This window comes from Paenibacillus sp. OSY-SE, from assembly GCF_000283315.1.
GTDB lineage: Bacteria > Bacillota > Bacilli > Paenibacillales > Paenibacillaceae > Paenibacillus_B > Paenibacillus_B profundus.
Map to the genome: position 1 here is coordinate 14,518 of NZ_ALKF01000170.1, position 26,723 is coordinate 41,240.

Annotated in this window: 20 protein-coding genes, 1 pseudogene and 1 other annotated feature; of the genes and pseudogenes, 12 read left to right on the forward strand and 9 right to left on the reverse strand. The window is 45.5% G+C overall.

Annotated elements, in window-relative coordinates; all coding sequences use genetic code 11:
• Positions 1 to 4: 4 nt before the first annotated feature.
• The 5 genes from A372_RS0110250 to A372_RS0110270 all read left to right on the forward strand — a co-directional run bounded on the left by A372_RS0110250 (position 5) and on the right by A372_RS0110270 (position 5,934).
• Positions 5 to 1,165: an efflux RND transporter periplasmic adaptor subunit gene (locus tag A372_RS0110250; RefSeq protein WP_019420752.1), complete on the forward strand. Its 1,161-nt coding sequence runs from the start codon at positions 5 to 7 to the stop codon at positions 1,163 to 1,165.
• 45 nt (positions 1,166 to 1,210) lie between these two features.
• Positions 1,211 to 2,548, forward strand: a complete 1,338-nt coding sequence (locus A372_RS0110255; RefSeq protein ID WP_026010988.1) for an ABC transporter substrate-binding protein — start codon at positions 1,211 to 1,213, stop codon at positions 2,546 to 2,548.
• A gap of 266 nt (positions 2,549 to 2,814) precedes the next feature.
• Positions 2,815 to 3,855, forward strand: coding sequence for an ABC transporter substrate-binding protein (locus A372_RS0110260; protein ID WP_019420754.1), 1,041 nt, complete (start codon positions 2,815 to 2,817; stop codon positions 3,853 to 3,855).
• 40 nt (positions 3,856 to 3,895) lie between these two features.
• Positions 3,896 to 4,915 (forward strand): FecCD family ABC transporter permease, encoded by a 1,020-nt coding sequence (locus A372_RS0110265; RefSeq protein ID WP_019420755.1) that lies wholly within the window; start codon positions 3,896 to 3,898, stop codon positions 4,913 to 4,915.
• Entirely contained in the window at positions 4,912 to 5,934 is a 1,023-nt protein-coding gene (locus A372_RS0110270; RefSeq protein ID WP_019420756.1) for a FecCD family ABC transporter permease, read from the forward strand. Before A372_RS0110265 ends, A372_RS0110270 begins: the two co-directional genes overlap by 4 nt.
• 18 nt (positions 5,935 to 5,952) lie before the next feature.
• Here A372_RS0110270 and A372_RS0110275 read toward each other — a convergent pair whose 3' ends face one another.
• Entirely contained in the window at positions 5,953 to 6,354 is a 402-nt protein-coding gene (locus tag A372_RS0110275; protein ID WP_083858825.1) for a substrate-binding domain-containing protein, read from the reverse strand.
• 42 nt (positions 6,355 to 6,396) lie between these two features.
• Positions 6,397 to 7,779, reverse strand: a complete 1,383-nt coding sequence (gene lpdA / locus A372_RS0110285; protein WP_019420759.1) for a dihydrolipoyl dehydrogenase — start codon at positions 7,777 to 7,779, stop codon at positions 6,397 to 6,399.
• Between the two features lie 819 nt (positions 7,780 to 8,598).
• Here lpdA and A372_RS0110300 point away from each other — a divergent pair.
• The 3 genes from A372_RS0110300 (at position 8,599) to aspS (ending at position 13,288) form a co-directional block, all read left to right on the forward strand.
• Positions 8,599 to 9,168 carry a TetR/AcrR family transcriptional regulator gene (locus A372_RS0110300; RefSeq protein WP_019420761.1) on the forward strand — a complete coding sequence of 190 codons (570 nt, stop codon included), beginning with the start codon at positions 8,599 to 8,601 and terminating at the stop codon, positions 9,166 to 9,168.
• A gap of 370 nt (positions 9,169 to 9,538) precedes the next feature.
• Positions 9,539 to 11,527 (forward strand): AraC family transcriptional regulator, encoded by a 1,989-nt coding sequence (locus tag A372_RS0110310; RefSeq protein WP_019420763.1) that lies wholly within the window; start codon positions 9,539 to 9,541, stop codon positions 11,525 to 11,527.
• Between the two features lie 110 nt (positions 11,528 to 11,637).
• Positions 11,638 to 11,858, forward strand: a binding site (T-box leader).
• A 116-nt stretch (positions 11,859 to 11,974) separates the two neighbouring features.
• On the forward strand, positions 11,975 to 13,288 hold the full coding sequence (gene aspS / locus A372_RS0110315; RefSeq protein WP_019420764.1) for an aspartate--tRNA(Asn) ligase: 1,314 nt from the start codon (positions 11,975 to 11,977) through the stop codon (positions 13,286 to 13,288).
• A 419-nt stretch (positions 13,289 to 13,707) separates the two neighbouring features.
• Here the strand turns inward: aspS and A372_RS0110320 are convergent, their stop codons facing one another.
• The 7 genes and pseudogenes from A372_RS0110320 to A372_RS36325 form a co-directional block, all read right to left on the reverse strand.
• A complete protein-coding gene (locus A372_RS0110320; RefSeq protein WP_026010993.1) occupies positions 13,708 to 15,798 on the reverse strand; it encodes a serine hydrolase domain-containing protein in 2,091 nt (696 codons plus the stop codon).
• A 299-nt stretch (positions 15,799 to 16,097) separates the two neighbouring features.
• The gene (locus tag A372_RS0110325) at positions 16,098 to 17,081 is read right to left on the reverse strand and encodes an alpha/beta fold hydrolase (protein ID WP_019420766.1); all 984 of its coding nucleotides are present in this window, start codon (positions 17,079 to 17,081) and stop codon (positions 16,098 to 16,100) included.
• 321 nt (positions 17,082 to 17,402) lie between these two features.
• On the reverse strand, positions 17,403 to 18,383 hold the full coding sequence (locus A372_RS0110330) for an alpha/beta fold hydrolase (protein ID WP_019420767.1): 981 nt from the start codon (positions 18,381 to 18,383) through the stop codon (positions 17,403 to 17,405).
• A 175-nt stretch (positions 18,384 to 18,558) separates the two neighbouring features.
• Positions 18,559 to 19,581, reverse strand: a complete 1,023-nt coding sequence (locus A372_RS0110335; protein ID WP_019420768.1) for an alpha/beta fold hydrolase — start codon at positions 19,579 to 19,581, stop codon at positions 18,559 to 18,561.
• A 213-nt stretch (positions 19,582 to 19,794) separates the two neighbouring features.
• Entirely contained in the window at positions 19,795 to 21,162 is a 1,368-nt protein-coding gene (locus tag A372_RS0110340; protein WP_019420769.1) for a sensor histidine kinase, read from the reverse strand.
• Entirely contained in the window at positions 21,159 to 21,833 is a 675-nt protein-coding gene (locus A372_RS0110345) for a response regulator transcription factor (RefSeq protein ID WP_019420770.1), read from the reverse strand. The genes A372_RS0110340 and A372_RS0110345 overlap by 4 nt, the downstream gene beginning before the upstream one ends.
• Before the next feature lie 603 nt (positions 21,834 to 22,436).
• Positions 22,437 to 22,666 (reverse strand): annotated as a pseudogene (locus A372_RS36325) (transposase); the annotation flags it as partial.
• 353 nt (positions 22,667 to 23,019) lie between these two features.
• On the opposite strand from A372_RS36325, the gene A372_RS36330 reads away from it, so the two are divergent.
• The 4 genes from A372_RS36330 (at position 23,020) to A372_RS0110360 (ending at position 26,723) form a co-directional block, all read left to right on the forward strand.
• A complete protein-coding gene (locus tag A372_RS36330) occupies positions 23,020 to 23,241 on the forward strand; it encodes a hypothetical protein (RefSeq protein ID WP_233698578.1) in 222 nt (73 codons plus the stop codon).
• A gap of 12 nt (positions 23,242 to 23,253) precedes the next feature.
• Positions 23,254 to 23,433: a hypothetical protein gene (locus A372_RS37310; RefSeq protein ID WP_157259506.1), complete on the forward strand. Its 180-nt coding sequence runs from the start codon at positions 23,254 to 23,256 to the stop codon at positions 23,431 to 23,433.
• 112 nt (positions 23,434 to 23,545) lie between these two features.
• Positions 23,546 to 25,903, forward strand: a complete 2,358-nt coding sequence (locus tag A372_RS0110355) for a molybdopterin cofactor-binding domain-containing protein (RefSeq protein ID WP_019420772.1) — start codon at positions 23,546 to 23,548, stop codon at positions 25,901 to 25,903.
• Positions 25,890 to 26,723, forward strand: a complete 834-nt coding sequence (locus A372_RS0110360) for an FAD binding domain-containing protein (RefSeq protein WP_019420773.1) — start codon at positions 25,890 to 25,892, stop codon at positions 26,721 to 26,723. Before A372_RS0110355 ends, A372_RS0110360 begins: the two co-directional genes overlap by 14 nt.

The following is a 26,723-nucleotide window of genomic DNA, read 5'->3' on the forward strand; positions in this document are numbered from 1 at the left end:
GGATATGGTGTTAGAAAAAGAGTCGGTTGATCGCAGGCGCAAACGAAACATTCAAGCCGTATTCATTGTGTTTGTGGTGGTGTTAGTGTTTTTTACGTTTTTCAGCAACACGCTGCAGTCGCTGACATTGCCGAAAGTGAGAACGGAAAAGCTGGCTGCCGGAAGTCTTGTATATACGCTCGAAGGCAGCGGGATACTGCGGCCGCTCGCCGAAGCGAAACTATCGAACCCTGCCGGCTGGAAGGTTAAACAGATTCTCGTGAAAGAAGGAGAACGTGTGAAGAAGGGGCAAAAGCTAGTCATCTATGATAGCAAAACAGCCGAACGAGAATTGCAAGATGAAATAACCAATTTGGAAAAGCAGAAAATCGAGCTGCAAAATATTCAAGATCAGTTCATCCAGTCGGCTACGGAAGGGGACGAATTCAAAGTACGGAATGTAAGGCGCGATATTGAAACGCGCAAACTTGTTCTAGGGGTGCAGAACCGTAAAATTAATGAATTGAGAGACCGCCTGGCAAGCCAAAAGGAAATGACGGCTCCGTTCGATGGCATTATTACGAAATTGAATGCCGTTGAGGGGTTAACATCACCGGGAGAACCGGACGTTTTTATCTCGAATGGCAGCCTGGGTTATCAATTTGATATTTCCACGGATTCAACGCTGCTGTCCGATATCGGGATATCGATCGGAGAGAAGATAGAGGTCGAAGTGCATACGGTCCTAGAGCAACAGACCCGTATCATCGACGGCACGATTGATGAATTGGCGGATGCAGTGCCGCGTGCCGAGAGCTCATCCAGTGAAGAGGCGGGCAAGACCATAACGATCCCGCAAAAGGTTCTTCGCGTAAAGGTGGTTGATTCCGAACTGAAAGGGGGTGAGCAGGCGTTGATTACACTCGAGAAACGCTCGCGCCAAGACGGATTGATCATTTCCAATGCGGCGATTCATCAGGAGCGTGAAGGCATGTTTGTTTATAAAATGGAAGAGCAGAGGGGCCCATTAGGCAATGTCTTTGTTGCGCGTAAAGTCCGAATTCATTCCAAGGAAACGAATGACAAAGACACGATGATTCAATCGGATAGCGTCTATGAGGACGACCTGATTATTCTGGAAAGCAGTGAGCCTTTACAAGACGGAAACCGTGTTCGTCTGCAATAGGTAAGCATGTATGCGATAAAATGATAGAGGAGAGGTAATCAGATGATGAAAAAGCGGCTATGGCTTCTATTTATTTGTATGATCATGACGGCAACGACCGCATGCGGTTCTGGAGAGGGCGGGAAAATGGAAGGCAAGGAGAAAACGTTAACCAAAGAGGGGAAGATGGTCGTTACTTTGTCTCTGCAAGAACCGAACGCATTCTACCAAGCGGTAGAGAAAAAATTTGAAGATAAGTACCCGGACATCGACCTGCAAATCCAAGCTTACAAGCAAATGGGTGAAAAGTGGGAGCCGGGCGATTTTGAAAAATATAGAAAAACGACGAATACAGCACTGCTATCAGGGAAAGGCGCGGATATCATCGAAGTGGGCAGCTTGCCTATCGGCGAATACGTGAGCAAACAGCTTCTCCTGAACATGGACGATTATTTGGAACAAGCCCCCCTGTTGAATAAGAGCGATTTGCAAATGAATGCTTTGGAAGCATTCAAGTTGAATGGCGGTATGTATGCTATGCCTTCCGGGTTCTTCCTGCGAGCGTTCATAGGCGATGGGGACATTCTTGAGAACACGAGCGTTGATGATAAGAACTGGACCTGGCAGGAGTTTAAGGAGGTTTCGAAGGAACTTATGCAAAAAGCGGGGGAGAGCAGCAAGGAACCCCGCTATGCCTTAGCGAATGAACCGCCGGAAGTCATCCTTCAAGAAATGGTTGTGGATAGTTACACGGAGTTCGTTGACCGGGCGGCTCAAAAGGCAAAGTTCGATTCTCCCTTATACGTGGACATGATGCAGCAAACTAAAAAAATGTATGATGATGAAGTCATGACTTCAAAACCGGCTGAAATCGGCAAACAATTGTTCTATTCTGCTGTTTTATTCTCGCCAGCAGACTTTATCGATGTACCGCGTACATTCTTCTCGAATCCGAAGCTGCTGCACAAGCCGCATGCAGAAGGACAAACAGGCGGAATGAGGATCATCCCGACATCTCAATTCGCAATACAAGCCAAATCTCCGGTTAAAGAGGAAGCTTGGAAGTTTATTGCCTTCTTGTTATCCGAAGAAGTGCAGTCCCTGCAAGAGAGAGAAGGATTTTCACTTCTTACATCTGTGAATGAGAAGAAGCTGAACGACATTCAGGAGCAAGTTAACATTGGAACATACAAGCTTCCAAACGGGAAAGCAGCCAAGGTGCAGGATGAAGAGTTTACTCAGTTCAAACAAATCCTCCGTACGCCGTATCAGTTTGCGATGCTGGACGGTAAAGTAATTGCCATGGTAGGAGAAGAGTCGAGCTCATTCTTCAGCGGACAAAAGTCTGCAGAGGAAGTAGCGAAGCTGATCCAGAACCGGACGACAATCTATTTAAACGAATAGGAATTGATATAAAATATTGAAGCAGCCCGCTTTGCGCGCTGCTTTTTTTTTGTTGCGAACTCTGTGCAAAACTGTAAAACCTAATCGCGGTAACACTATCACAGAAGAACAACATAGCAAAAAGAACGGATTGACAAAATATAGGCAAGTTGATAAGCTGTTATCGTTGATAATAATAATCATTATCAATAATAGTTTTTATGTTGCATGGCTTCATAGGACAAGCATGCTTAGGCATTTATTCTACTTAAGAAGGGGAAGAGAAGATGGTGAGCAAAATGAAGAAGCAAGCGGGCATTATCGTATGTGCGCTGGTTGTCGTGATGATGGTTCTGGCTGGTTGCGGCAATACAAACAACAACTCGGCTTTATCTAGCGGTGAAGATAAGCAGGCCGGGACGCCTGCTGAATCGTCTGTCACTGCGACAGATGGAGCAGAGAAAGAGAAGGCAGGGCAGACAGAGGAGAAGTCCGGCACCCGAAAAGTATCGACGGTGATGGGGGAAGTGGAAGTGCCTGCTAATCCTCAGCGTGTCATTGTCAACTGGTATGTCGGGGATGTATTTGCGCTTGGTATCAAGCCTGTGGCGGTAAACGCTCGTGCTGATAAAGCGATGCCTTTTTACAAACAGTTTGAGGGGATCCCGAACACTGAAAAATGGGAATCCGAAGAAATATTGAGATACGAACCCGATTTGATCATTACTTATGATCCTAAGGATTTCGAGAATTTCTCCAAGCTGGCGCCAGTTATTGTGGTCCCTGAAGGGGACGTAAGCTCAACCGAGCGGTTATCCTTCCTCGGCGAAGCAACCGGTCATGAGGCAGAGGCCAAAGAAGCGATTGCCATTTACGAGGAGAAGCTAAAAAATGCGAAGGAAAAACTGAGCAGCGGCATTTTCAAAGACAAAACCTTCAGTATTCTCCAGGATTGGGGTCGAGAATCATACGGGGTTATGTATGAGACGGGCTCACGGGGAGGTACGTTGCTCTATGAATATCTTGGGCTGAGTAAGCCGGAAAAGCTGGAGCAATTGGTCAAGAAGTCAGGAAAAGGGCGCGATTCCCTGTCCTATGAAGTGGCTTCCCAATATTTTGGGGACTACGTTCTCTGGTTTCTGAAGGAGGGATATGAGTCCGAATATGCGAATACGGTAATCTGGGATAGTATTCCAGCTGTCAAGAATGGAAATATCATAGAAATTCCAGCAGAATATGGCGGCTTGTTCTATTATTCCGATATTGCCAGCATGACAGCGCAGTTGGATTATATCGTGGATCGATTGCTGGAACTAGAAAAGAAATAATTATGAAAATTACGGATGAACTAAGGGTGTCAATATGTTAATGGATGCAAACAAGAGCTACAAGGGAAGGCTGAAGTTCAGCTTGTTCATGTTGGCAGGTATGGTTCTGCTGGTTCTTGCAACCGCAGCATCGATTTCATTCGGCGCTGCGGACATGAGCCTTGAATTGGCATGGGGAGCCGTATTCAATTTCGATCCGGGGGTTACGGAACATCATATTATTCGTATTTTTCGGCTTCCACGCACGGTAGCGGATATTATGGTTGGCTGCAGCCTGGCTGTATGTGGAGCAGTCATGCAGGGAACTACCCGTAATCCACTGGCCGATTCCGGACTGCTCGGCATCAGTTCGGGCTCTACATTTGCGATTGCGCTGTGCATGGCCTTTTTGCCCGGGCGCACTTATGTGGAAACGATGATCTATTCCTGTATGGGTGCGGCAATCACTACGGCAATCACTTACTATTTGGCATCCGTCGGTAAGCGGGGAATGACTCCGCAACGTCTGGTGCTGGCGGGAATGTCGATCTCGATGCTGTTTGGCTCTTTCAGCTCATATATCGCCATCAAATACGAGATTGGTCAGGATTTGGCCTATTGGACGGCCGGGGGGACAGCCAACGTCGAATGGATGCAGCTGGCTTATGTTTCGCCGTTGTTCGTGATGGGGGTAATATGGGCGATCACTCTCTCCCCATCTATAACGATTCTTAACTTTGGGGAGGAGCTTGCGGGGGGGCTTGGACTCCGCGTCAATTTGATCAAAGGCTCTTCCACGGTGATTGTGTTGATATTGACGGGCCTTTCCGTTATTATTGTGGGTCCTATCGGTTTTGTCGGGCTGATTATTCCGCATATCGTGCGATTTATAATTGGTGTGGACTATCGGTTTATCATACCGGCATCGGCTTTGTATGGCGCTGTGTTTACGGTAGGCGCAGATTTGCTCGGCAGGATGATCGGCCGCCCCCACGAGACGCCGCTGGGAATTATCTTCGCGTTGGTCGGAGTTCCATACTTCCTCTATCTCGTGCGCAAACAAAGGAGGGAGTTTAGTTGACTCAACCCGTTAGTAAGCGTTCCGCATTGGTAAGGCCGATTGGGGTTATTTTGCTTTTATCTGTGCTGGTGTTCATCGTGGCGGTGATTAGCATGAATGTGGGAAGATTAAATTTGTCCCCGATCGAGGTGCTGCAAGTGATCATCGGACAGGGGACGGAGAAGCAAAATCTGATCGTATTTGACCTTCGTCTGCCACGTATCGCACTGGCGATTTTAGTGGGAATGGGCATGTCCATCTCGGGCTGTGTGATGCAAGGCCTGCTCAAAAATGATTTGGCCAGTCCGGGGACATTGGGAATCAGCTCGGGCTCCGGTTTGTTTGTACTCCTGTATATTACTGTTTTTGCGGCGAATGGGCTCTTATCGCCGCTGTTGTTGCCGCTGCTGGCCTTTGCTGGCGGAATCACCGCAGCGATGCTGATTTTTGCGCTTGCCTACAGAAAAGGAAGGGAGCTTTCGCCTACAGGTTTGATCTTAACAGGCGTGGCCATGGGGAGCGGATACGGCGCATTGTCGCTTGTGATTACGCTCGGTCTCGATCAGAAACAGTATGATTTTGCTCTGCGTTGGCAGATCGGAAATTTATGGGGGGACGACTGGAAATATATTATGGTGTTGTTCCCTTGGGTGATCGTTCTCGGTTTTTATGTTCTATATAAATCGAATACGCTGAACGCTTTAAACCTTGGCAACCAGACGGCAACCGGCCTTGGCGTCGCGCTCAAACGGGAGTTTATCGGTCTGGCGTTGGCGGCAGTCGCTTTATCATCTGGCAGCGTGGCGCTTGGCGGCAACTTTTTCTTCGTGGGATTGATTGGTCCTCACATGGCCCGCAGGTTGGTAGGCCCCAATCACAAGTTCATGATACCCACTGCCGCGCTGATAGGCGCGCTAGTTATCTTGGTGGCAGACACCTTCACCCGTACGGTCAGTGTGGGCGCGGATATTCCAACGGGAGTCATTATTACGATCTTCGTCACTCCTTATTTCCTCTACCTTCTGTCGAAATCGAATTGATCAAAATGGGGAAGATGGTCATACCCCTGTCAAGTAACGCGGATTCGCTGAGGGAACGAATCTGACAACGAGTGTGGAAAGGCCACGAACCATTTCGCCATGGGTGCAGCCTTCTTCATCACTCGTTTTTTTGTCCAATTCACTATAATCTGGGTTTTGAATCTTCTGCTGAATAACGCTTATCGTTTCTTTGGCCATCTGTTTAATATTAACTTCAATTGTAGTTAGGTTAGGCTCAGTTAGCGTTGCATAGACGTAGTTATCAAAGCCCACGATAGATATATCATTTGGGACAGAAATGTTATGTTTCTTTAGGAAGTCCATTAAATGATAGGCCGTCTCGTCACAGTCGCAGACAAAGGCTGTAGGAAGTTCACTGGGAACCCGTGACCGGAATCCGGATAATAATGAGCTGCGCATTCGGCAACCGCTGTGCCATCGTATACGAATTGACCGTTGGAATCATGATGTCTTTGCGCGATTTTTCGCAATTGCCGCCTCGGCAGCTTCCCTGACGATTTCTCCTAACGTCGGGTGTGCGTGAATTGTAAGCGCTACGTCTTCCAGAGTAGCACCCATCTCAATGGCCAGTGTCAGCTCGGCAATTAAATTGGATGCTTCCGCACCTACGATTTGAGCACCGAGGATGCGCTCCGTTTCTTTTTCCGCCACAATTTTCACGTATCCCTCACCGGCCTGCAGCGCCAAAGCTCTTCCATTGATAGAGAAAGAAGATCTTCCGGTAACGACCTCTATTGCTTGTGTTCTCGCTTCGGTTTCACTGAGACCAACACTGGCAACTTCCGGATCGGAAAATACCACAAGCGGGATTACCTTGTAATCCACCTTGGCGCGGCGCTTCATTAGCACTTCTGCCACTACCTTAGCTTCATAGGATGCTTTGTGGGCCAGCGCAGGCCCTGCTATAATATCTCCGATTGCAAAGATATGAGGAATATTCGTCCGGCACTGTTCATCTACCCGGATAAGCCCTCTCTCCGTCCGTTCAATACCTATGCGCTCAAGTCCCAAATTTCCGTCCGTATTCGGGTGGCGTCCAACCGTTACTAATACGTACTGTGCCTTGACCTGGCGTGCGTTTCCGTTTTCCTTATAGTGAACGATAACCTGATCTTGACTTTGTTCCGCTCGATCAGCCGATGCCCCAGTAACGATATCGACGTTCTTTTCTTGCAGCTTCCGAACAACCGGACGGATCAAATCCGGTTCGAACCCAGGGAGAATCTGATTCGAGCCCTCCAATATCGTCACCTTGGATCCGAATTTCGCATACGTTTGACCAAGCTCAATCCCTATATATCCCCCTCCGATAACAATGAGGCTCTCAGGCACCTGATTTAGCTCTAGCGCATCCGTAGAAGAAAGAATTCTTCCTCCAAAAGGAAAAGCTTTCAATTCGATGGGCCGAGAACCTGTAGCAATAATACAATGTTGAAACCGGATACGTGTATTCGATTCAGTGCCATGAACCAGCACTTCATGATCGTTAATAAAACTTGCTTCGCCATGGAGTGTAATAATGTATTTGCTTTTTAATAAGAAACTCACACCGTTTGACTGTTTATCAACGATAGCCTGTTTAAAGGATTGAACCGTTGCGAAGTCAACGTTTGATTCGGCTCTTATTTCAAAGCGATGCGCTTCGGCAATTAAAGCCTTTGACGGAATACACCCCACATTGGTGCACACGCCCCCGATCCGATCACGTTCAACAATGGCAACATGCAGTCCTCCATCCGCAGCACGCTTCGCAGCTGTGTAGCCACCCGGACCAGAGCCAATGATCAATACATCCACTTGTTTTACTTCGTTTTCGTCTTTCATATCGTTCACTCGCTTTCACGGTATGTTTTTAATTAGACGTAAAGTTCTGCAAAATGCTCGGCAATGATGTCTGATGCTATCTTGGAATGTATAAGCAAATGATACGGGAACATACTTGTCTTTTTCTCCTGAAATAACGGTTACGGGGCAGTCCATTTGACGCAATTTCATTGGATAGGGAGCTAACTTTTCAAGATCTCCGGATCTGTATAATTCTAAGGCAAGGCTTCTTGATGCAGGCGATACATAAATTCGGTAAAAATCAATTAATTGCTCTTGTATGATCGTAGGCATTAATGTAGTCATACGTTCTTGCCACAACTCATGATTCTCGGCTAACTGTTTTATTGTTTCTTCCCCTATTTGCGGAGTTCTAAAAGCTTATGCCAGTTCATGCCATTGATAATCAAGAGAAAACGTAAAATAGACTCCCACATCAGTGACGTCTCAGGAAATCCGTGTACGAGAAGAATGGGCGTGGCTACGGGATCTCCACCTTCAATATAAGCAACGCTCTTATCATTCATCGTAAGGAATTTTTTCTAAATCATGTTACCCTCCTTAAAGCTGACGACATCGAACAAGTATGATTGAGCATTTAATTGTGATTGAAATCAGATAGGCAATACCCATAAACTGGACACGGAGAAGGCTCCTTTGCTCCCGAAAATTTTCTGTCAATGGAGATGCATTGACACAAAGCATGCATTCTCGTAGTATTGAGGGAGACAGGTCTGTCTCATTTCCAGTATTATCATACAGACAGATCTGTACCATGTCAATGGTTTTATGAGAGAGGATTCGAATGAGGTGAATACCATGGAAAAAAAAGAAACAGCAAAAGAGCGAATTTTGCGAGCGGCGACTGATTTATTTTACCGTGAGGGCGTGAGAGCTGTCGGAATCGATCGGATTATAGAGGAATCCGGAGTGGCGAAAGCAAGCTTCTACCGAAATTTCGCAACTAAAGACGACCTGGTCGTGGCATATTTGGAACAGTTTTACCATCTGTTTATGAAACCGTTCGTCGAGGCGGGGGAACGGTATCCCGAAGCTCCCGTCGAACAGCTTCATTACTTGGTGGAATGTCTGGGCGCCAGAATGGAAAAGCCGGGTTACCGCGGATGTCCTTTCTTGAATGCGGCTGTAGAGTTTCCTGATAATAGCCACCCTAGCCATGAACCGGTAGTTATGTACCATAGGGAGATGCGCCATAATCTGTTGCAAATCGCCGAGCGAGCCGGAGCGAGAGAGCCCGAAACGCTTTCCGCTCAATTCATGATGTTATTCAATGGCGCTCTCATGTCGGCATACTTGGAGCGGGATTCATATAACCCTGACCATTTTCGCAGCGCTGCAAAGCTTTTGATCAAACAACAGATTTCATAAATAAAAAGAGTCATGAAATACCGTCGGATTGATTGATTGCAGTGTATATGATGAAAATCAAGTACTCGTTGCCTATGCAACAAGCACTTGTATGATCCTTCGTGGGGATAAGGCAAAGGGGAGGTACAGCGATTGATTTGTTGATTGCCAATGCAAAGAAGTACGGTGTTGAAGAAGCTTGTCCGGTACGATACGGACAAGCTTTATTTTTCGACAGAAAGAGTCTTGCCAGAGATTGATGGAATGAGCCTTCAACAACAATAGCGTCATCAGAGAAGAAAATTTATTATGAGAATGATTATCATTCGTGATGGTTTCTGCTAAAATCATGAATGAGAATGTTTTAGGTCAGAAGGAGTGGAATAACTCGATGACACTGAGTGATCATATATTGCTGTGGAATCATGCTTCCATCAAAGTAATGGATGTGCGTCATACGATCATGGAGCAGGGAGAAGTGTTGCAATCCTATCGATTGCCAGCAAGTGCTTTCTTATACGCAGTGCGCGGCAGCGCCCGGGTGTGGCTGGATAGGAATGCACATATGGCGAAACGATTTCATATCCTCCATGGGGGAAAGGGAATGTTCCTCGATATTGCGGTCGAGGAAAGCTTTGAGTACTATATGATTTTGTACAAGGCTACAGTCCCATTGCCTTGTCGTCAGGAAATTTTAGAATTAATGAAAAAAAACAATCCATTTCAATATCAATACGTTTTTGCGCCATGTTATCCGCTGTCCCTCTTTGATAAAATCGATCAGATGAACAACGAATGGCAGCGATCAAACGGGTTGGAAAAATTGCATGTCAAATCGTTGTTCTATCAATTCGTATATGAGCTCATGCGGCAACTGCATGTTCAGGGGATCGAACCGTTCAAGCCTGATCTGGCAATGCAGGTCATTCGCTATATTCGCGAGCGTTACAGTGAACCCATTACGCTGGAATCCTTGGCTAATGATTTGGAGTGCAGCGCCGGTTACCTGTCCAAGCTGTTCAAAGGAAAAATGAACACCAGTCCGATTCATTATCTGGGTGAGGTGCGAGTTAACAACGCGATAAAGCTGCTGCTGCAGACCGATGCAACATTGCAGGAAATAGCTGAGAGCGTGGGATATCCTGATGGACACTCGTTAAGCCGCAGCTTCAAGAGGTATAAGGGTGTATCACCCGCCCGATTCAAAACAGAATGGAAGTACGGGGACCAAGGTGAAGATTTGCCCTTACTCAGACAAAGATTTGCTATTCTCCCGAACAAGGTGAAGCGTTATAGTGATAATGACATTGAAAATCATTATCAGTATAAAGGGGAAGTGGATATATCTATGTACAGAAGTGTGAAGTTAACCGCAATGACAGTATTTTTGTGTCTGTCACTGCTGCTAGGGGCATGTTCAAGTGCGCCGAATACAAACGGAGGTTCGCAAGCGCCGGCTAAGAACGCAGAAGTTCAAGCGAATTCTGGCAATTCCAACGGAGGACAGGAAGCAGCGTCGCAAGCAAAGACGAGAATCGTATCCACTTTGAAGGGTGACGTGGAAATTCCGGCAGAGCCGCAGCGCGTGGCATCAGACCAATATATGGGACAACTGTTGAAATTGGGGATTATTCCTGTAGGTGTGAGAGAAGACATGCTGAAAGAAGCTTGGATTGAGAAAGCAGGTATTTCCAAAGATATTCTGTCCAAAATTGAAGATCTGGGCGGATTTCCGATGAATGCAGAGAAATTGGCTTATTTGGAGCCTGATTTAATTATCGGTTCAATAGAAGATAATATTGAACAATATAAAAAAATTGGGACTACCGTTTTTCTGCCTTACTGGGAAAGCTATTCTACTGCAGGTCCGATCGAAAAATTTAAAAGAATCAGCGAAATATTCGGAAAGCAAGAGGTAGCGGAGCAGTGGATCGCGGAATATGAACAGAAAGTTGATAAGGCCAGAAAACAAATCGAAGGCATCATTAAACCAGGAGAAACGATTTCTGTCGTTCAAATCGGTTCGAAAGCATTGTATGTGTTGGCCGCGAAGGGTGGAAATTATGGCAGTGCGACGATCTATCAAATGCTGAAATTACCGCCTACAGAGAAAGCGTTAAATATGACAGAAGGATTTGAGAATGTCTCTCTGGAGGTATTGCCTGAGTATCTGGGTGATCATGTATTTGTATATGTAAATTCTAAAGAAGATGCGGACCAGATTTTAAACAGTGCCATATGGAAGGGGGCTCCAGCGGTTAAGAAGGGTCAGGTTTATATGTACGGTGAGTTTGGTGATGAATTTGTGATGGAAGATCCGTACTCTCTGGAGCTTCAGCTTGAAACAATCGTTAACATTTTATTGAAAAATCGGCAGTAGCATAACTTCGGGTATCCCTAACACCTTCGTATATCTGCCTATACGCCGCTTTCTGACGGCAAACTAATATTTGACAACGTCTGAGGTGTTGTAATATGATGGGTAACAAATTCAAAGCGATGATCTGGAGAAGTAGTGTGAAGCTGGAGTCGACAGAGAGCTATCCCTTGGCTGGAAGGATGGCGGTTGCAGTCACGTGAACGACACCAGAGAGTGCCGCCTGAACGCTGATGCCAGTAGGAGCGGACGGTCTCCCGCCGTTATAGGGGAAGAGTGATCGCCATGTGCGATAATTAGGGTGGTACCGCGTGAATCAGACCTCGTCCCTTTCCGGGACGGGGTTTTTTTGTATTTCGGGAAAGGGGGTGATCGCATGGACGACGGCGACGATGATGATGACAACAATATCTTCAACTCACGGAACAATCGAATAAGGAGGATGTTACGATGTCTATTAACAAGGAACCCGAAGTCCGTGTGCTTTGCTCCACGGTCTCCCGCTGCGAAGGACAGCAAATAACGATACAAGGATGGGTGCACGGCGTGCGTCATCTGGGGCAGGTGATGTTCATGGATGTCCGCGACCGCAGCGGTATCGTTCAATGTGTGCTGGAGGGTGAGTGGCTTGACCTGTCCTTGACGATGGAGTCGGTCGTTGCCGTCCATGGCGAGGTCGTCCAAGCGGCCAAGGCGCCGAACGGCATCGAAATCCATGCGATTCGGGTGGAAGTGCTCAATCAGGCCGAGTCCCCGCTTCCGTTCGATCTGAACAAGAAGCAATTGAAGGTCAGACTGGATACGATGCTGGATCATCGCGTGCTGTCATTGAGGCATAGAAGGGCCCATTCGATTTTTACGATTCAATCCGCGCTTGCGGGCGCTTTCCGGGCTTACTTGACCCGACACGGATTCACCCAAATTTTCACGCCCAAAATCGTTGCCTCCGGTACCGAGGGCGGTTCCAATTTGTTCCCGATCCATTACTTTGAGCATACGGCCTATCTCGCCCAGTCCCCCCAGTTCTACAAGCAGATGATGGTGGGCGCAGGGTATGAGCGGGTCTTCGAGATAGGACCGGTCTACCGTGCCGAAGAGCATAATACGTCCCGTCACTTGAACGAGTATATTTCGCTTGATGCGGAGATCGGATTTATTCGTTCCGAGGAAGAGTTGATGGACCTGGAGCAAGAACTGTTGAAGCATATGTTCGATACCGTCGCGCGCCAGTGCGAAGACGAATTCAAGCTGCTCGAAGTCGAACCCCTTGTGCTGACGACGGACATTCCGCGTATGACCGTTGCCGAGGCGCATCGTATTTTGGAACGAAAATACGGGAAGCTTTCGCCCAAAGGCGATCTCGATCCCGAAGGGGAACGTCTCCTCTGCCAATACGTCGGGGAGAACAAGCAGCCGGGCTTCGTCTTCCTTACCCGCTACCCGCGGGAGATTCGTCCGTTCTATGCCATGCCGGCGGCGGATGAACCGGCCTTGACGGCATCATTCGACTTGCTGATGGGCGGTCTGGAGATTACGACCGGAGGCCAACGGATTCATGAGCTGGAGCAGCTGATCCAATCTATCCGGAGCCGGAGCCTGAACCCGGATCATTTCGGCAGCTATCTGGAGATGTTCCGGTACGGCATGCCGCCGCATGGCGGATTCGCCATCGGGCTGGAGCGTCTGACCTCGCGGCTGCTCGGCCTCGGCAATGTGCGGGAAGCTTCCGTCTTCCCGCGGGATCGCAATCGATTGACACCGTGATGCGGTCTGGAGCAAAGGGTTTCCGTTGCGGAAGCCCTTTGTCCGCTCATGCCGCCGCAGAGAACTGGCAAGGCGGCCTATCGAAGCGATATCCGGCTTTATACGTTATACCGTATAAGCTTTTATCGTAACTGTACACTTTTAATTTAAATCTTCAATTATATTGATAACGAATTCAGAGATGTTTTTTAGGGTTTGCTCAGAGAAATCATTCGCTGTAATCCCTTGCGGTTTACTGTGTAAACCTGGCAACGAGTGTGGAAGAGACCGCGAACCATTTCGCCGTGGGTAAGGTTGCTTTCATTGTTAGTTCAATCTTTGATTCATCATCTTGATGTTACGCTCTAGGGCCGCACAAAAAAAGAACTGCCACATAAGGTCAAATGACCTTAGAGACAGCCTTTTCGACAAGCCTGTATTTATTTATTCAATGAAATCTCAAATTTGGAGTCAACTTCTCCTGCAAATACGATCCTACCATTCTCCGGTAATAAGACCTGATTCTTGCCACTGATCACAGTGTGGTTCATACAAATACCTGCTTGATCATATACAGCAAAGGAGCCATTCGAAGGCATATTAACCGTCATGACCTTTCCTTTGGCAGCAGCTGGAACCGAATACCATTTAGCAAGACCATCCGCTTGGATCGTTGTCGAGGAATGTTTACCCGAATAGATTGGTTTTACAAGTTCCTCACTAGCGAATAAGCTGCCTGCTAGCGTAAAATACTCTACTCCATTCTTCTTAAAGAAGTTGATTTCCATCGTATCTCGACCAGCCATAGTAGGGATTTGCAGTTTATTGGCTGCTTTGTTTGCATCAATAATCTTATTATTTAACAAATAACCAGGTACATCCTTAATCATATTAAATTGTAAAATTGGCCCACCGTTGAAATAGGTAGTCGATGAGTATTTCTCACTTAACACATAATATTTTTTATTTTCACGCTCTTTCCATGCGGCAGTGATGTCTTGAGTTAATTCATTGGCTTCAAGCTTCTCTGCTTTATACTCTGAGAAAGCTAACTGTCCAAGGCCCGGTACGGATATATATGAGCGGGACCACAAGTAGGTGCGTCCATTTTTCTCAACGACGAATTTGTACTTTTCCGTGCCCTCCTCGTCTACAAAAGAACCATCTGCCGTATACGTATACTTCTGGGCAGGATTGTTCGGAGCTGTAATCGTGGATACAGACAATTCGCCCACAGGATTCATTTCTACCTTCATTAACGCACCTGAACCTCCACCATAAATACCTGCATGTTGGGATAATTCCTGTGGCATATCTGCCTTTATAGGTACACCATGCGTCTTCTCCGGCTTCCGTTCTTTAATATCACCTTTCTCTTGCAGCGCGCTAAGCAGCAGTTCATTTGCTATCAATTGATCTGTTGCGCTAGAGCCACCTGAAGAGAGAACAGCCGCAGCCATGTTGTATTCCGGGAGCACAACTAGCGAGGAGTGATACGAGATTGTATCTCCACCTTTCGTAATTGCCTTGATCCCATATTGGTTGAATGGAAACAAGTTTACACTATCCCATCCTAACCCGTATGATAGAGACGTATCGCCCTCTTCCGGCCACATGCCTCTTTTATACTCTTCTTGTTCCATGGCTGTTACCGATTTGGTAGAAAGAATACCTTCGACTTCTCCTGTAAAGATCTGTGAGAATTTAACCATATCTTCAGCTGTGGAGTAAATGCCTCCTGTTGCAATGATGTTATAATTCTCTTGGGGAAGTTGTCCCTCATAAGCAGGGGAATAGGTCCCGGCCAGTTTCGCTGAATCCACATGATCCTGTGGTGTTTTTGTGTTGTTCATTTCTAGAGGCACTGTAAAATACTTGTGTATAAATGCTGTAAAGCCCATGCCGCTAACTCTCTCTACCAATATTTCAGCTAACGAAAAACCAACGTTATTGTATACCGAGAACTCACCTGGAGTTGCTTTTAAGTCCTGAGTTGCCAATTCCTCCAACAATGTATCGTGTGCATAAGTATCATTATCCTCATACAATGTTGAATTTGGGCCCATGTATCCATGAAGACCGGAGGAATGATTCAGCAGCATGCGTGGTGTAATCTGATTGTAACGGTTGTCTTTCATCTTAAAGTCGGGTATATATTTTACAACGGGCACATCTAAATCTACCTTGCCCTCGTCTACAAGCTTCATAACAGCAGCCGCGAGCACCATTTTGCTCGCAGAACCTATGCCGTACACCGTATCGGAAGTAAGTGGTACATTTCCCTTTATGTCGTTTTTGCCAGCATGCCCTGAAATGACAATCTCTCCATCATCAATGAGCGCATATTGCAGGCTTGTAGTGCCGTAAGTTTCTGTTAGCAGCTTAGCTTTCTCAGCAGCTATTTTCTTAGTCGCATCAAAAGTAAGATGACTGCTGTTATTGCTAGCCATTGCAGACATTGGTGCAAGCATCGTTAGCACGAGGGTTAAAGCGACCATTGCAGTTCGTTTTCTCCCTGTTCTCATGCCCATCCTCATTTTCATTACCTCACTTTGTTTCACTCGCATCTTCTCCTGTCCTCAGCTGTTTATTGGCTGCCTTAACTGGCCGCTAAGTAAAGCTTATAGGACAAAGATGTACTGCCTATGACGGCAATATGAACGGAGTATGAACATAAAAAAATGTTAGCATGAGGAACCGATACGATCCGTTTAACGATGGGGAGTGCCATACCGCTACCATCATACATGTACAAACAGTGAAAAAAACCGTCCCCAAAGGACGGTTTTCATATCAGTTATACAAATTTACAAACTGGTGGGGGCCTTTTTCAGTGTTTTATTCCTTCCATATATGTTTTCAAGTTTTTAACGATTTCTTTTGAACGGGTATGGTGTAAATAATGTCCCCCTTCAAACCGCATCACTTTTCCATGTACAGAATTTTTTACTTGTTCTTCATGCTCGGGTACCCATCGATCCGTTACTGGATGATTCGCTTGAATAAAGAAAATAATAGGAAGATTTTTCGGGAATGATACGCCTTCAGCTGCTTTAAAATTTGATTGCATATGTTCAACTTCATTTAATAGGTTGGGATTATACATGTTTTTGTGCATAAGCATTCTCATTTGTTCTTTCGTTTTATCATCATAGGGCAGTGCAGCCAATGGGTCAGTACCCAATTTCATGGCCAATCTGGAGAGACCTGATTGTTTGAGCCATTTAACCATTTCTAATTGTGAAGATGTAACCTTCTCACTTAGTGTTGGAACACTGCTATCGATCCCGACAAATGCACTCACTTCGTCTGCATACTTGTTCACATAATCTAGTCCGTAAATACCTGCAATGGAGTGACCCATTAGAATATATCGATCAATGTTAAGACGCTGTAAAGCTTCGTGAATTTCACTAACAACATTCTCTGTGGTTCGTTCCTTTTCGGTTAGATCACTTAATCCATAACCAAAAGGCTCAACCACGACGACTTTGTAAAATGGTGACAGCTCTTCGATTAGCGGCTTAAAATCCAGTACTGGTGCCGCTGTTCCAAGACCAGGTAGGAGCACTACGGTTTCTTCGCCTGCTCCTTGAATCAAAACATTCATATTTTTCCCATCTACAGATACGTGCTGACCATAGGGCTCTATTCTTTTTAACTCCGATTGATTACATATAAGATTAACTGTATAAACAATGACTAGAAAAAGCACGATGGCTATCATTATTGCCCCGATTACTTTAAGAAAAATGCTTCGTACTTTATTTGTTCTCGTTCGATTCCTCGTTTTCATTTCCTCTGTTTGTGTCATTTGATCGTCTCCTGCCCTTATCTGTTTATTGGGCTATCCTTAAAGAGGCCCACAAATGAAAGTTTAACCAATGAAGATGTACTCCCCATGACGTCAATATGAACCGAGTATGAACAAGCAAATAAATGCCACGTCGTCATATACAATGAAGCTTGCACAGGCCTGTCGTAACCTAGAACATACAAGTGCTTAGCCAATCCAGTCCACCATGTGATAACATCTCATATGTACAAACGCACAATGAAAAACCGCCCCAAAGGACGGTTATCCATATCATTTATTAACATTTGCATAATAGTGGATGAACCTTTCTCCGAACACTTACTTTGCTTCTTTCATAAATGCTCTAACGTTTTCAGCGATTTCTTTGAATTTGGTATGGTGTAAATAATGGGATCCATCCATGGTTATTACTTTTCCCTGTACCGAGTCTTTGACCTGCCCTTCATGCAAAGGTATCCATTCTTTTATCCCTTCATTATTCGCTTGTACAAAGAGAAGAAGTGGAAGGTCTTTAGGGAATGTTAAGTCATGAGCACCTTTAAAATTAGAAGAAATATGGCCCATCTCATTCAAGATAGTGTCATTATTCATGCTTTTATACGAAATCATTTTCATTTGCTCTACGGTTTTATCATCAAATGCTAATGAAGCATAGGGGTCAGCACCTAGTTTCATCATCATTCTTAAGAGACCTGATTTCTTGAGCAACTCTAACTTTTTGATTGGTAATTTGACATCCATACCCGGTTGTGTTGGAACACTGCTGTCGATTCCTACAAATGCGGTAATCTCGTTTCGATATTTGCTCACATAATCAATTCCGTAAATGCCTGCAATGGAGTGGCCCATGAGCATGTATCTGTTAATATTAAGCTGCTGTAAAGCTTCATGAACTTCACCTACGATATTCTCCGTGGTCCGCTCTTTTTCAGTTCCATCACTTAATCCATAACCGAAAGGCTCAACCGCGACAACTTTGTAAAATGGAGACAACTCATCGATGAGCAGCTTGAAATCAAGTGCTGGTGTAGCTGTTCCAAAACCAGGCAGGAGCACGATCGTTTCTTCGCCTTTTCCTTGAATGAGCACATTCATATTTTTCCCGTCTACAGATACATGCTGACCATAGGGCTCTATTTGTTTTTTCTCCGAATTCGTACTTATCACATTCATGATATAAACAATCCCTAGAAAAAGAACAATAACGATAACGATTGCTGCTATGATTTTAAGTAAAATGCTTCGCACTTTCTTAAATTTCGTTCCATTCCCCGTTTTCTTTTCCTCTGTTTGTGTCACTCTCATCTACTCCTGTCCTGATCTGTTTGTTCAGTTACCTTAACGGTGCGACTAATGAAAGTTTAACCAACAAAGATATACTCCTCATGACGACAATATGAACTGAATATGAACTATCAAAAAAATGCTACGACTTGACATGCAAGTTACAAAAAATCTTCATTTTAAAAATCATCTACTTGTCTTTTTTTACTTCTTCCATAAACGTTCTAAAATTTTCAGCGATTTCTTTTGATTTGGTATGGTGTAAATAATGTGTTCCTTCAAATGTCATCACTTTTCCATGTACAGAATCTTTTACTTGCTCTTCATGTAGTGTTGACCATCCTTCAATTGATGTACTATCCGGTTGTAAAAAGAATATAACAGGAAGGTTTTTTGGGAATGTTAAATTTTCAGCCGCTTTAAAATTAGGAATCCTATTTTCTATTTCATTCACAATGGTGGGATTTCTAAAGTTTTTGAAAGAAAGTATTCTCATTTGTTCTTTCGTTTCATCATCAACGGGTAGTGCAGCAAATGGGTCAGCACTTAGTTTCATCACCAATCTGGCTAAACCTGATTTTTTGAGTAGTGTAATGATTGAAGATGGTATTGGAGATTCAACAACCTTATTACCGTATTGCCTTGGAGCACTGCTATCGATTCCGACAAATGCACTCACTTCGTGTTCATATTTGTTCACATAATCTAGTCCGTAAATGCCCGAAATGGAGTGACCCATTAGAATATATCGGTCAATGTTAAGACGCTGTAAAGCTTCATGAATTTCACTTACAATATTTTCTGTGCTTCGTTCCTTATCCGTTCCATCACTTAATCCATAACCAAAAGGCTCAACCACTACGACTTTGTAAAATGGTGATAACTCTTCTACTAGCGGCTTAAAATCAAGTGCTGGTGTTCCTGTTCCCAAACCTGGTAGCAGCACGACTGTTTCTTCGCCTTGTCCTTGAATCAAAACATTCATATTTTTCCCATCTACTGTTACAGACTGACCATAGGGTTTTATTTTTCCTTCCTCTGATTTGCTGCTGATCTTATCAACGACAAAAACAATGGCTAGAAAAACGACGATTGCTATAACTAATGCTGCTACTATTTTAAGTAAAAGGATAAGCCATTTTTTCATCTTATTAGCTGGTTTTTTGCCTGTTGTTGTGTCCAAGTTCATTTTCTCCACCTCTCGTATTTTCACTCACACCTTCTCCTATCGTTATCTCTATATTGGGCTGCCTTAACGGGTCGTTAAGGAAAGCATATACGATGAAGATGTACTCTCCATGACGACAATATGAACTGAATATGAACAAGTAAAAAATGCTGCGGCCCACATACAAGGAAGCTTGCATGTGGGCCGCAGCATGGAGAACGCGGTCTAGTCAATCCAATGGATACCCTATGAATCTAACTAATCTGTTGGTGTAGTGATTGGCAAGGTGACAATGAAGGTCGTTCCTTGATCAGGTTCACTTTCTACTCGAATGTCGCCTTGATGAAGCGATACAATCTGTTTAACGATGGCAAGTCCCATACCGCTGCCGCCATACTTACGACTGTGTGAACGATCTGCCTTAAAAAACCGTTCGAATATACGTTTCTGGTCCTCCAAGGAAATACCAATGCCCGTGTCGGATATTCGGACGGTCACATTTTTGGCATCTTGTTTGATGCTGACGTCAATAATGCCGCCATCAACTGAGAATTTGATGCTATTGCCGATTATGTTCGTCCATACCTGGTTTAATAGATCATGATCAGCTGTTAGGCGAACGGCCTTTAAATTGAGCTCGAAACGGATGCTGCGGGCAGACCATTGCGGCTGGAGCGCCACGATTACCCGTCTGATCTGTTCATCAAGGCTAAGTGTGGTCAAACGAAGCTGCTGTGACTGCGCTTCAAGCAAACTCAGCTTGAGCAGGCTGTCGCTCATCTTGGACATCCGCTTCGCCTCAGCGATGATAATATCAAGATAACGGCTTCGTTCGTGGTCTGCCAGGTCTACTTGCTTGAGCGCGAGCGCATAACCGGATATCGAGGTGAGCGGAGACTGAACCTCGTGCGACACATTCGTTACGAATTCCCTGCGCATCTGCTCCAGTTGTTGCAAATCGTGCATCATCTCTTCGAAGCTGCGAGCCAAAGTACCCAGCTCACCCGTTTGCTTAATATTCAGCTTGACGTTGAAATCTCCAGCGGCTATGCGCTTGGTCGCCTTTGTCAGCTTTTTGATCGGTCTTACCAAAAATATGGAGGCCACCAGAATTATTAAGCTTCCTGCAATCAACGAACAAGTTGCAAAGATCGATGCCCACATAGTGACAAAGGACGCGGAAGGAGGGGCGAGCATCTCCAAGAACATCGCTTTTGTTCCTAGTTCCGTTTTCAAAGGCAACCCTAAGAGGATCTTAGCAATACCATTCGGATTGTCTTGAACAACGCCTCCATCTAATACTTTCTTTAATTGCTCCTTCGTCACATTGGTAAGTTTGTGTCCGTTAGGTTTTCCGTAAGACTGGAACTGGCCCGTTGCTTCGTAAATCCGAATATGATAGGAATCGAGCATCTTCATTTCACTTACGAACGAGTCCGCTTCACTTAACGGAAGAGTCTTGTAAATCCGGACAATGTCTTGGCCAAAGTTACGAATGTTGATTTGTGCGTTTTCGTTTAATTTTCCTTCAAAAATCAAAGTTGATACAAAAAAAGAAATGATCGTGCCCGCGATAACGGACACTAAAAATGTCAGGACAACACGTATATATAAGGATCTGATCATTCGTAAACCTCAAGCCGGTACCCAAGCCCACGCACCGTCTCGATACGAAAATCAGATGTAGTTGCGAACCGTTCGCGCAAGCGTTTAATATGTACGTCTACCGTTCGATCATCTCCGGCGTAATCGATCCCCCAAATCTGATCGATCAACTGCTCGCGTGTATAGACTTGTCCAGGTGTTCCAGCAAGCTTGTACAGCAATTCGAACTCCTTGAGCGGCAGCGTAAGCGACTCCGTCCCTCTCAGCACCTTATAGGTCTGTCGATCAAGCGTGACGTTGCCGAACTGGATCGTCTGCGTGGAGCCAATCCGGTATCGTTTCAGTAATGCCCGAACACGAACCGTCAACTCCAAGGGATCGAATGGTTTCGTCAAATAATCATCGGTCCCCAGTTCAAAACCTTTCACTTTCTCCCATGTTTCGCCTCTCGCAGTCAGCATAAGTAACGGAAGATCAGGATTGGCTCTACGGAGCTCCTTGCATAACGTCCAACCATCCATAATCGGCATCATAATATCGAGCACGACAAGATCAATATGCGTCGAGGCATAGACGGTCAGCGCTTCCTTGCCGTCTGCGGCTTCGGCTGTTGCAAATCCGTCGTTGCGTAGAAACAAACAGACGAGTTCGCGAATGTTCGCATCGTCATCAGCAACCAGTATAGTAGGCATCTGTTCCCTCTTTTCCCTGTTTTCCATCCCATACAGTAGTAACCATTATACTATAAATGGATTGAAACACAGAATAACGTGGATAGATAGAACAGAAAAAGACTACATGCCATAAACAAAAATAGATCCCAAGATTTTCGTAGGCTTTCGCAAGGTGAATGTGCGGGTGCCGCCCGTTTTGCGTACACTTTGGGACGAATTTTACTTTTCTTGGCTCCTGTCCGACTCCGGCATATCGCAACGAAGCGGTGCACCCGCATGGAAGCTTTATTTAAGAATGCCCCCGGCCATATTTCAGTGTGTTTCTCCGTGGTACAAATGAGCGAGTTAGCAGCAAAAGATGCTCTCCTTGCGATTTGCAGCCTCGCCTGCAATTTGCCGTGCCAGTTGCATTACGACCCCGTAACGATAGCTCATTTATTATCCGGAACAGGCGCCCCTAGCCGGACGACAGCTACTTAAGGCCCTGGCCGCCGAGTGGGCTGTTTCAGTTGTTCCTGCTGTTCGTCGCTCAAACGAAAAGGTGCGCCCGGTGAATGGTTCATTTGCAGTCCGGGAAGTCCGCTTTGATCGTAAGCCTTGATATATGCGGAAAGCGGACAACTAAAGAAGCATTTCTCCCCAATTTAGAACACGGCTTGTCCATATGCGGACCATGTCCATAGTGACCAGATAGAGCATCTTAAGCAGCGCTTCGCCGTTTGGAAAAACACTCTTTCCCTTTGTTGCTTTGCGAAACTGACGATGATAACTCTCGATGATGTGAGTGGTGTTAGACGAGCTTACGGATCTCCGAGGGGATACTTGAAAAAGTTCGCTAGTTCATCCCAATTCTTAGGCCGCATCTCCTGAAGCATTTCTGCAAATAACTCTTTTCATGCGTTTTAAGCATCCATCCATAGCTGTGACTAAAATATTCTCCTTGATGAACTCCCGCAGTTGATGTTCCGTCCTAAGTCCCATGTGTTCTCCCAACCTTTATAAAACCATTGATTATAGCTATTAACACTAAGTAGTTGGTATATGGATTATAACTTATTGCTGATACGTAGAAGCATCCTTTAACCAGCTAAGAGGCGTCTGATGGGAAATTGGGATATGTGGAGAACTTGAGATCTCATCATGTAACAATAGTTGGGCGTTTGCCATACAGTATTATTGACTATATATGAAAATCAGTAAGGGAGTGTTTATTTTGTCAAATACAGCTTTTTATCGCGATATGCATACGTCTTACGATCCTAATCAACTCGCTGGTCAATATTTTGTACGGGCGGAGCATTTCGAACGTATGAAAATGGCTAACGCGAACAATCCAGTATTGTTTTTCCACTATGCCGAACAAGAGTATTATCACAAAGCCCTTGCTCACCGATATCAAGGGATAGCTCATGCCGCGGAGAGATAGCAATTCATTTAAGTGAAAACGAAAATAAAAATGGGCAGCGGAAATGATATTCCACAGCCCATTTTTGCTGCTGAAGAAGGATGGCTTGACCTTCACCCCAACAATCCCAACTCCTCATATACCTTTATCGCAATGAACCGTTCTGCACCAAATGATGGTCACGTTGAAATTGCTTTACAACATATAATTTAGATAATACGGACAAAAAATCATGTATATATATAGGCTATGGAGAACTTTAGTAAATAAATATTCGAATAGCCTCTTGGAATTTGACCCTTGTCCACCCTGACTATGCAAAGCGTTGCAGGGCTATTTGAAAAAGGAGGGGGCCAAGATCGGCCGATCGGTTGGAAAAAGCGTTCCCAGAAAGGAAACATGGGAGAAAGTCACAGGGTCAACCAAATATATTAATGATATCTCGAGACCGGATCTTTTACATGCCAAAATAGCTATCAGCCCCCATGCTCACGCCAACATAAAATCAATTGATTCGTCGAACGCCATGAAAATACCGGGTGTAAAAGCGGTCATTACAGGACAACATTACCCGATTTTGACCGGATCACCACTGACAGACCGGCCACCAATCGCAATTGACAAAGTGAGATATTATGGCGAGCCCGTCGCCCTTGTTGTCGCGGAACAAGAATATATTGCAGAGATGGCGGCTCTCCAAATTAAAGTGGATTATGAGCTTTTACGGGTTGTCCTTTCTCCAAGTGAAGCTTTTCAGAAAGATGCTCCGCTTATTCATGAGCATCTTGCCGCGTACAAGCGGAACGAAGAGGTATACCCAGAGCCGGGAACTAACATCGCGAACCGAACAAAAATACGCAAGGGGAATATGGAGGAAGGATGGAGGAATAGCGATTATACCATTGAAGTCCAGGTCACATTACCGCAATCGGATCACGCTGCGATGGAAATGCGATGCTGTATGGCAGAGATTTTACCTGGCGGAAAAGTGATCATCCATTCCGCTTCACAATCACCCTATATTATCCGAAGGGCAATCAGCCAGTCGTTTCATATTCCGCTTCACAAAGTCATCGTTCACACGCCTCTGGTCGGAGGAAGCTTTGGTGGAAAAGCCGCGATTCAGATGGAATTTCTTGCTTTTTTGGCTTCAAGCGCGGTTGGCGGGAGAGCTGTAAAATTGGTTAACTCCAGGGAGCTGGACATGATCTCTTCTCCAGTCCATATTGGATTGGATGCCAGAATCAAACTTGGCTGTACCCATGAAGGGAGAATTATGGCCGCCGAAATTCTGTATCTGTATGATGGCGGAGCTTATTCGGATCGAGGTGCGGTCATGAGCCGAGCGGGAGCCGTTGATTGCACGGGGCCTTATCGCATCGATAACGTTCATTGCGACTCATTATGCATGTATACCAATCACCCCTATTCCACTTCATTTCGAGGATTCGGCCATCCGGAACTGACATTCGCCATGGAAAGAGCGATGGATTTATTGGCGGATCGAGTGGATATGGATCCTTTGGAATTTCGTTTTTATAATGCGATAGGACCAGGGGATACGTCCCCGACACAAACCTTGATGGATAGAAGTAATGTGGGCGATTTACCCATGTGCATTGCAAAATTGAAAACATTAATCCATTGGGACGACCGCCCCCTACTTGAAATCGATGGCGATCTCATCAAGGCGAAAGGGGTGTGCTGTTTCTGGAAAAATTCGAATACGCCAACAGATGCCGGAGCAGGAGCTGTTATTCTATATAATCCCGACGGAAGCGTGAATCTGCTTTGCGGTGCAGTAGAAATCGGCCAGGGAACGAGGACGGCGCTTACTCAACTGTTGGCGGAACGGTTGCGTATGGATGACCGGATGATACATATTTCTACGGAAGTAAATACTGAAACCGATCCCCATCATTGGAAAACGGTGGCGAGCCGCAGTACATTTCTAGTTGGCAATGCGATTCTGCATGCGGCTGACGATGCCATCGTACAGTTAAAAAACATAGCTTCAATTGTGCTGCAATGCTTGCCGACTGACTTGGATGTCGGAGGGGGCAAGGTTTTCCGTAAAGATCGCTCCGATATTGGGATAGAAATTGAAAAAATCGCCAACGGATACAAATTCCCAAATGGGAATACGATCGGTGGTCAAGTAATCGGACGCGGGAGCTATACGATGCGTAATTTAACATCATTGGATCCAGAAACAGGTAAAGGAAATCCCGGTCCAGAGTGGACGGTAGGCGCACAGGCGGTAGAAGTGGAATTAAATACAAGAGAATACACATATAAAATCGTAAAAGCGGCATCGGTCATCGATGCCGGCAAGGTGATCAATCCGGAATTCGCCCGCAGCCAAATCACGGGCGGTATGAGTATGGGCTTAAGTTTTGCTAGCCGGGAGGCTTTTCTATTCAATGATAAAGGTGCCATAATAAATCCGCAATTGCGTACCTATAAATTGATTCGTTATGGAGAACAGCCGGAGTACTTCGTTGATTTCGTCGAGACGCCTCATTTGGAAGCGCCTTACGGGTTGCGCGGAATCGGTGAGCATGGCTTGATTGGCATGCCCGCGGCATTGGCGAATAGCCTGACCCTCGCCGCTGGAGTAGAGCTTAATCATTTGCCTCTGACGCCCGAGATGATCTGGAGGACGATCCATGATTCCGTTTAATTTTGAATACTACAAACCTTCTTCCGTTCAGATGGCTGTGGAATTGTTTCAGTCTCTGCACAAACAAGGGAAGAAACCGATGTATTACTCCGGAGGGACGGAAATCATCACATGGGCTCGAGCAAACTCCATTCAACCGGGAGCTGTTATCGATTTGAAGTTCATTCCGGAGTGCAACGTCATAGAAATGCAGAAGGATAAATTGGTTATCGGAGCTTGCGTCACGTTATCGGTGTTATCCGCGGCGAATCCATTCCCGCTGCTCACTGAAACAGCACAGGGAGCAGCCGACCAAACAGCCCGGAATAAAATCACGCTCGGGGGAAACATTTGCGGCAAAATTTATTACAGGGAGGCCGTGCTTCCGCTTTTGTTGGCAAACAGCCGTATGGTTATAGCAGGAATACAAGGGATAAGAGAGACTTCTATCCACAATGTTTTCCTGCAACAATTGAGATTGGAGAATGGAGAATTTCTTGTACAAATCCTAACAGACCGCGGTTATTTATCGTTGCCGTTCGTTCATTACAAAAAACGGCAGATTGGCAATGTCGGCTACCCTCTTGTGACAGTAGCTGCTATTAAGAAAGATAAACAGATTCACACAGCATACAGCGGCGTTTGCTCATTCCCTTTTCGATCCCTTGTAATGGAACAGGCGTTGAACGACTCCTCGATACCGTTGGCGGCAAGAATTGAACAGGCGATCGGCAAACTTCCTGCTCCATTACTAGATAATGCGGAAGGATCCGCCTCTTTTCGGAAATTTGTGCTTAAACAAACGATGGCTGACGCGGTTCAGATATTGGAAAGAAGGTGA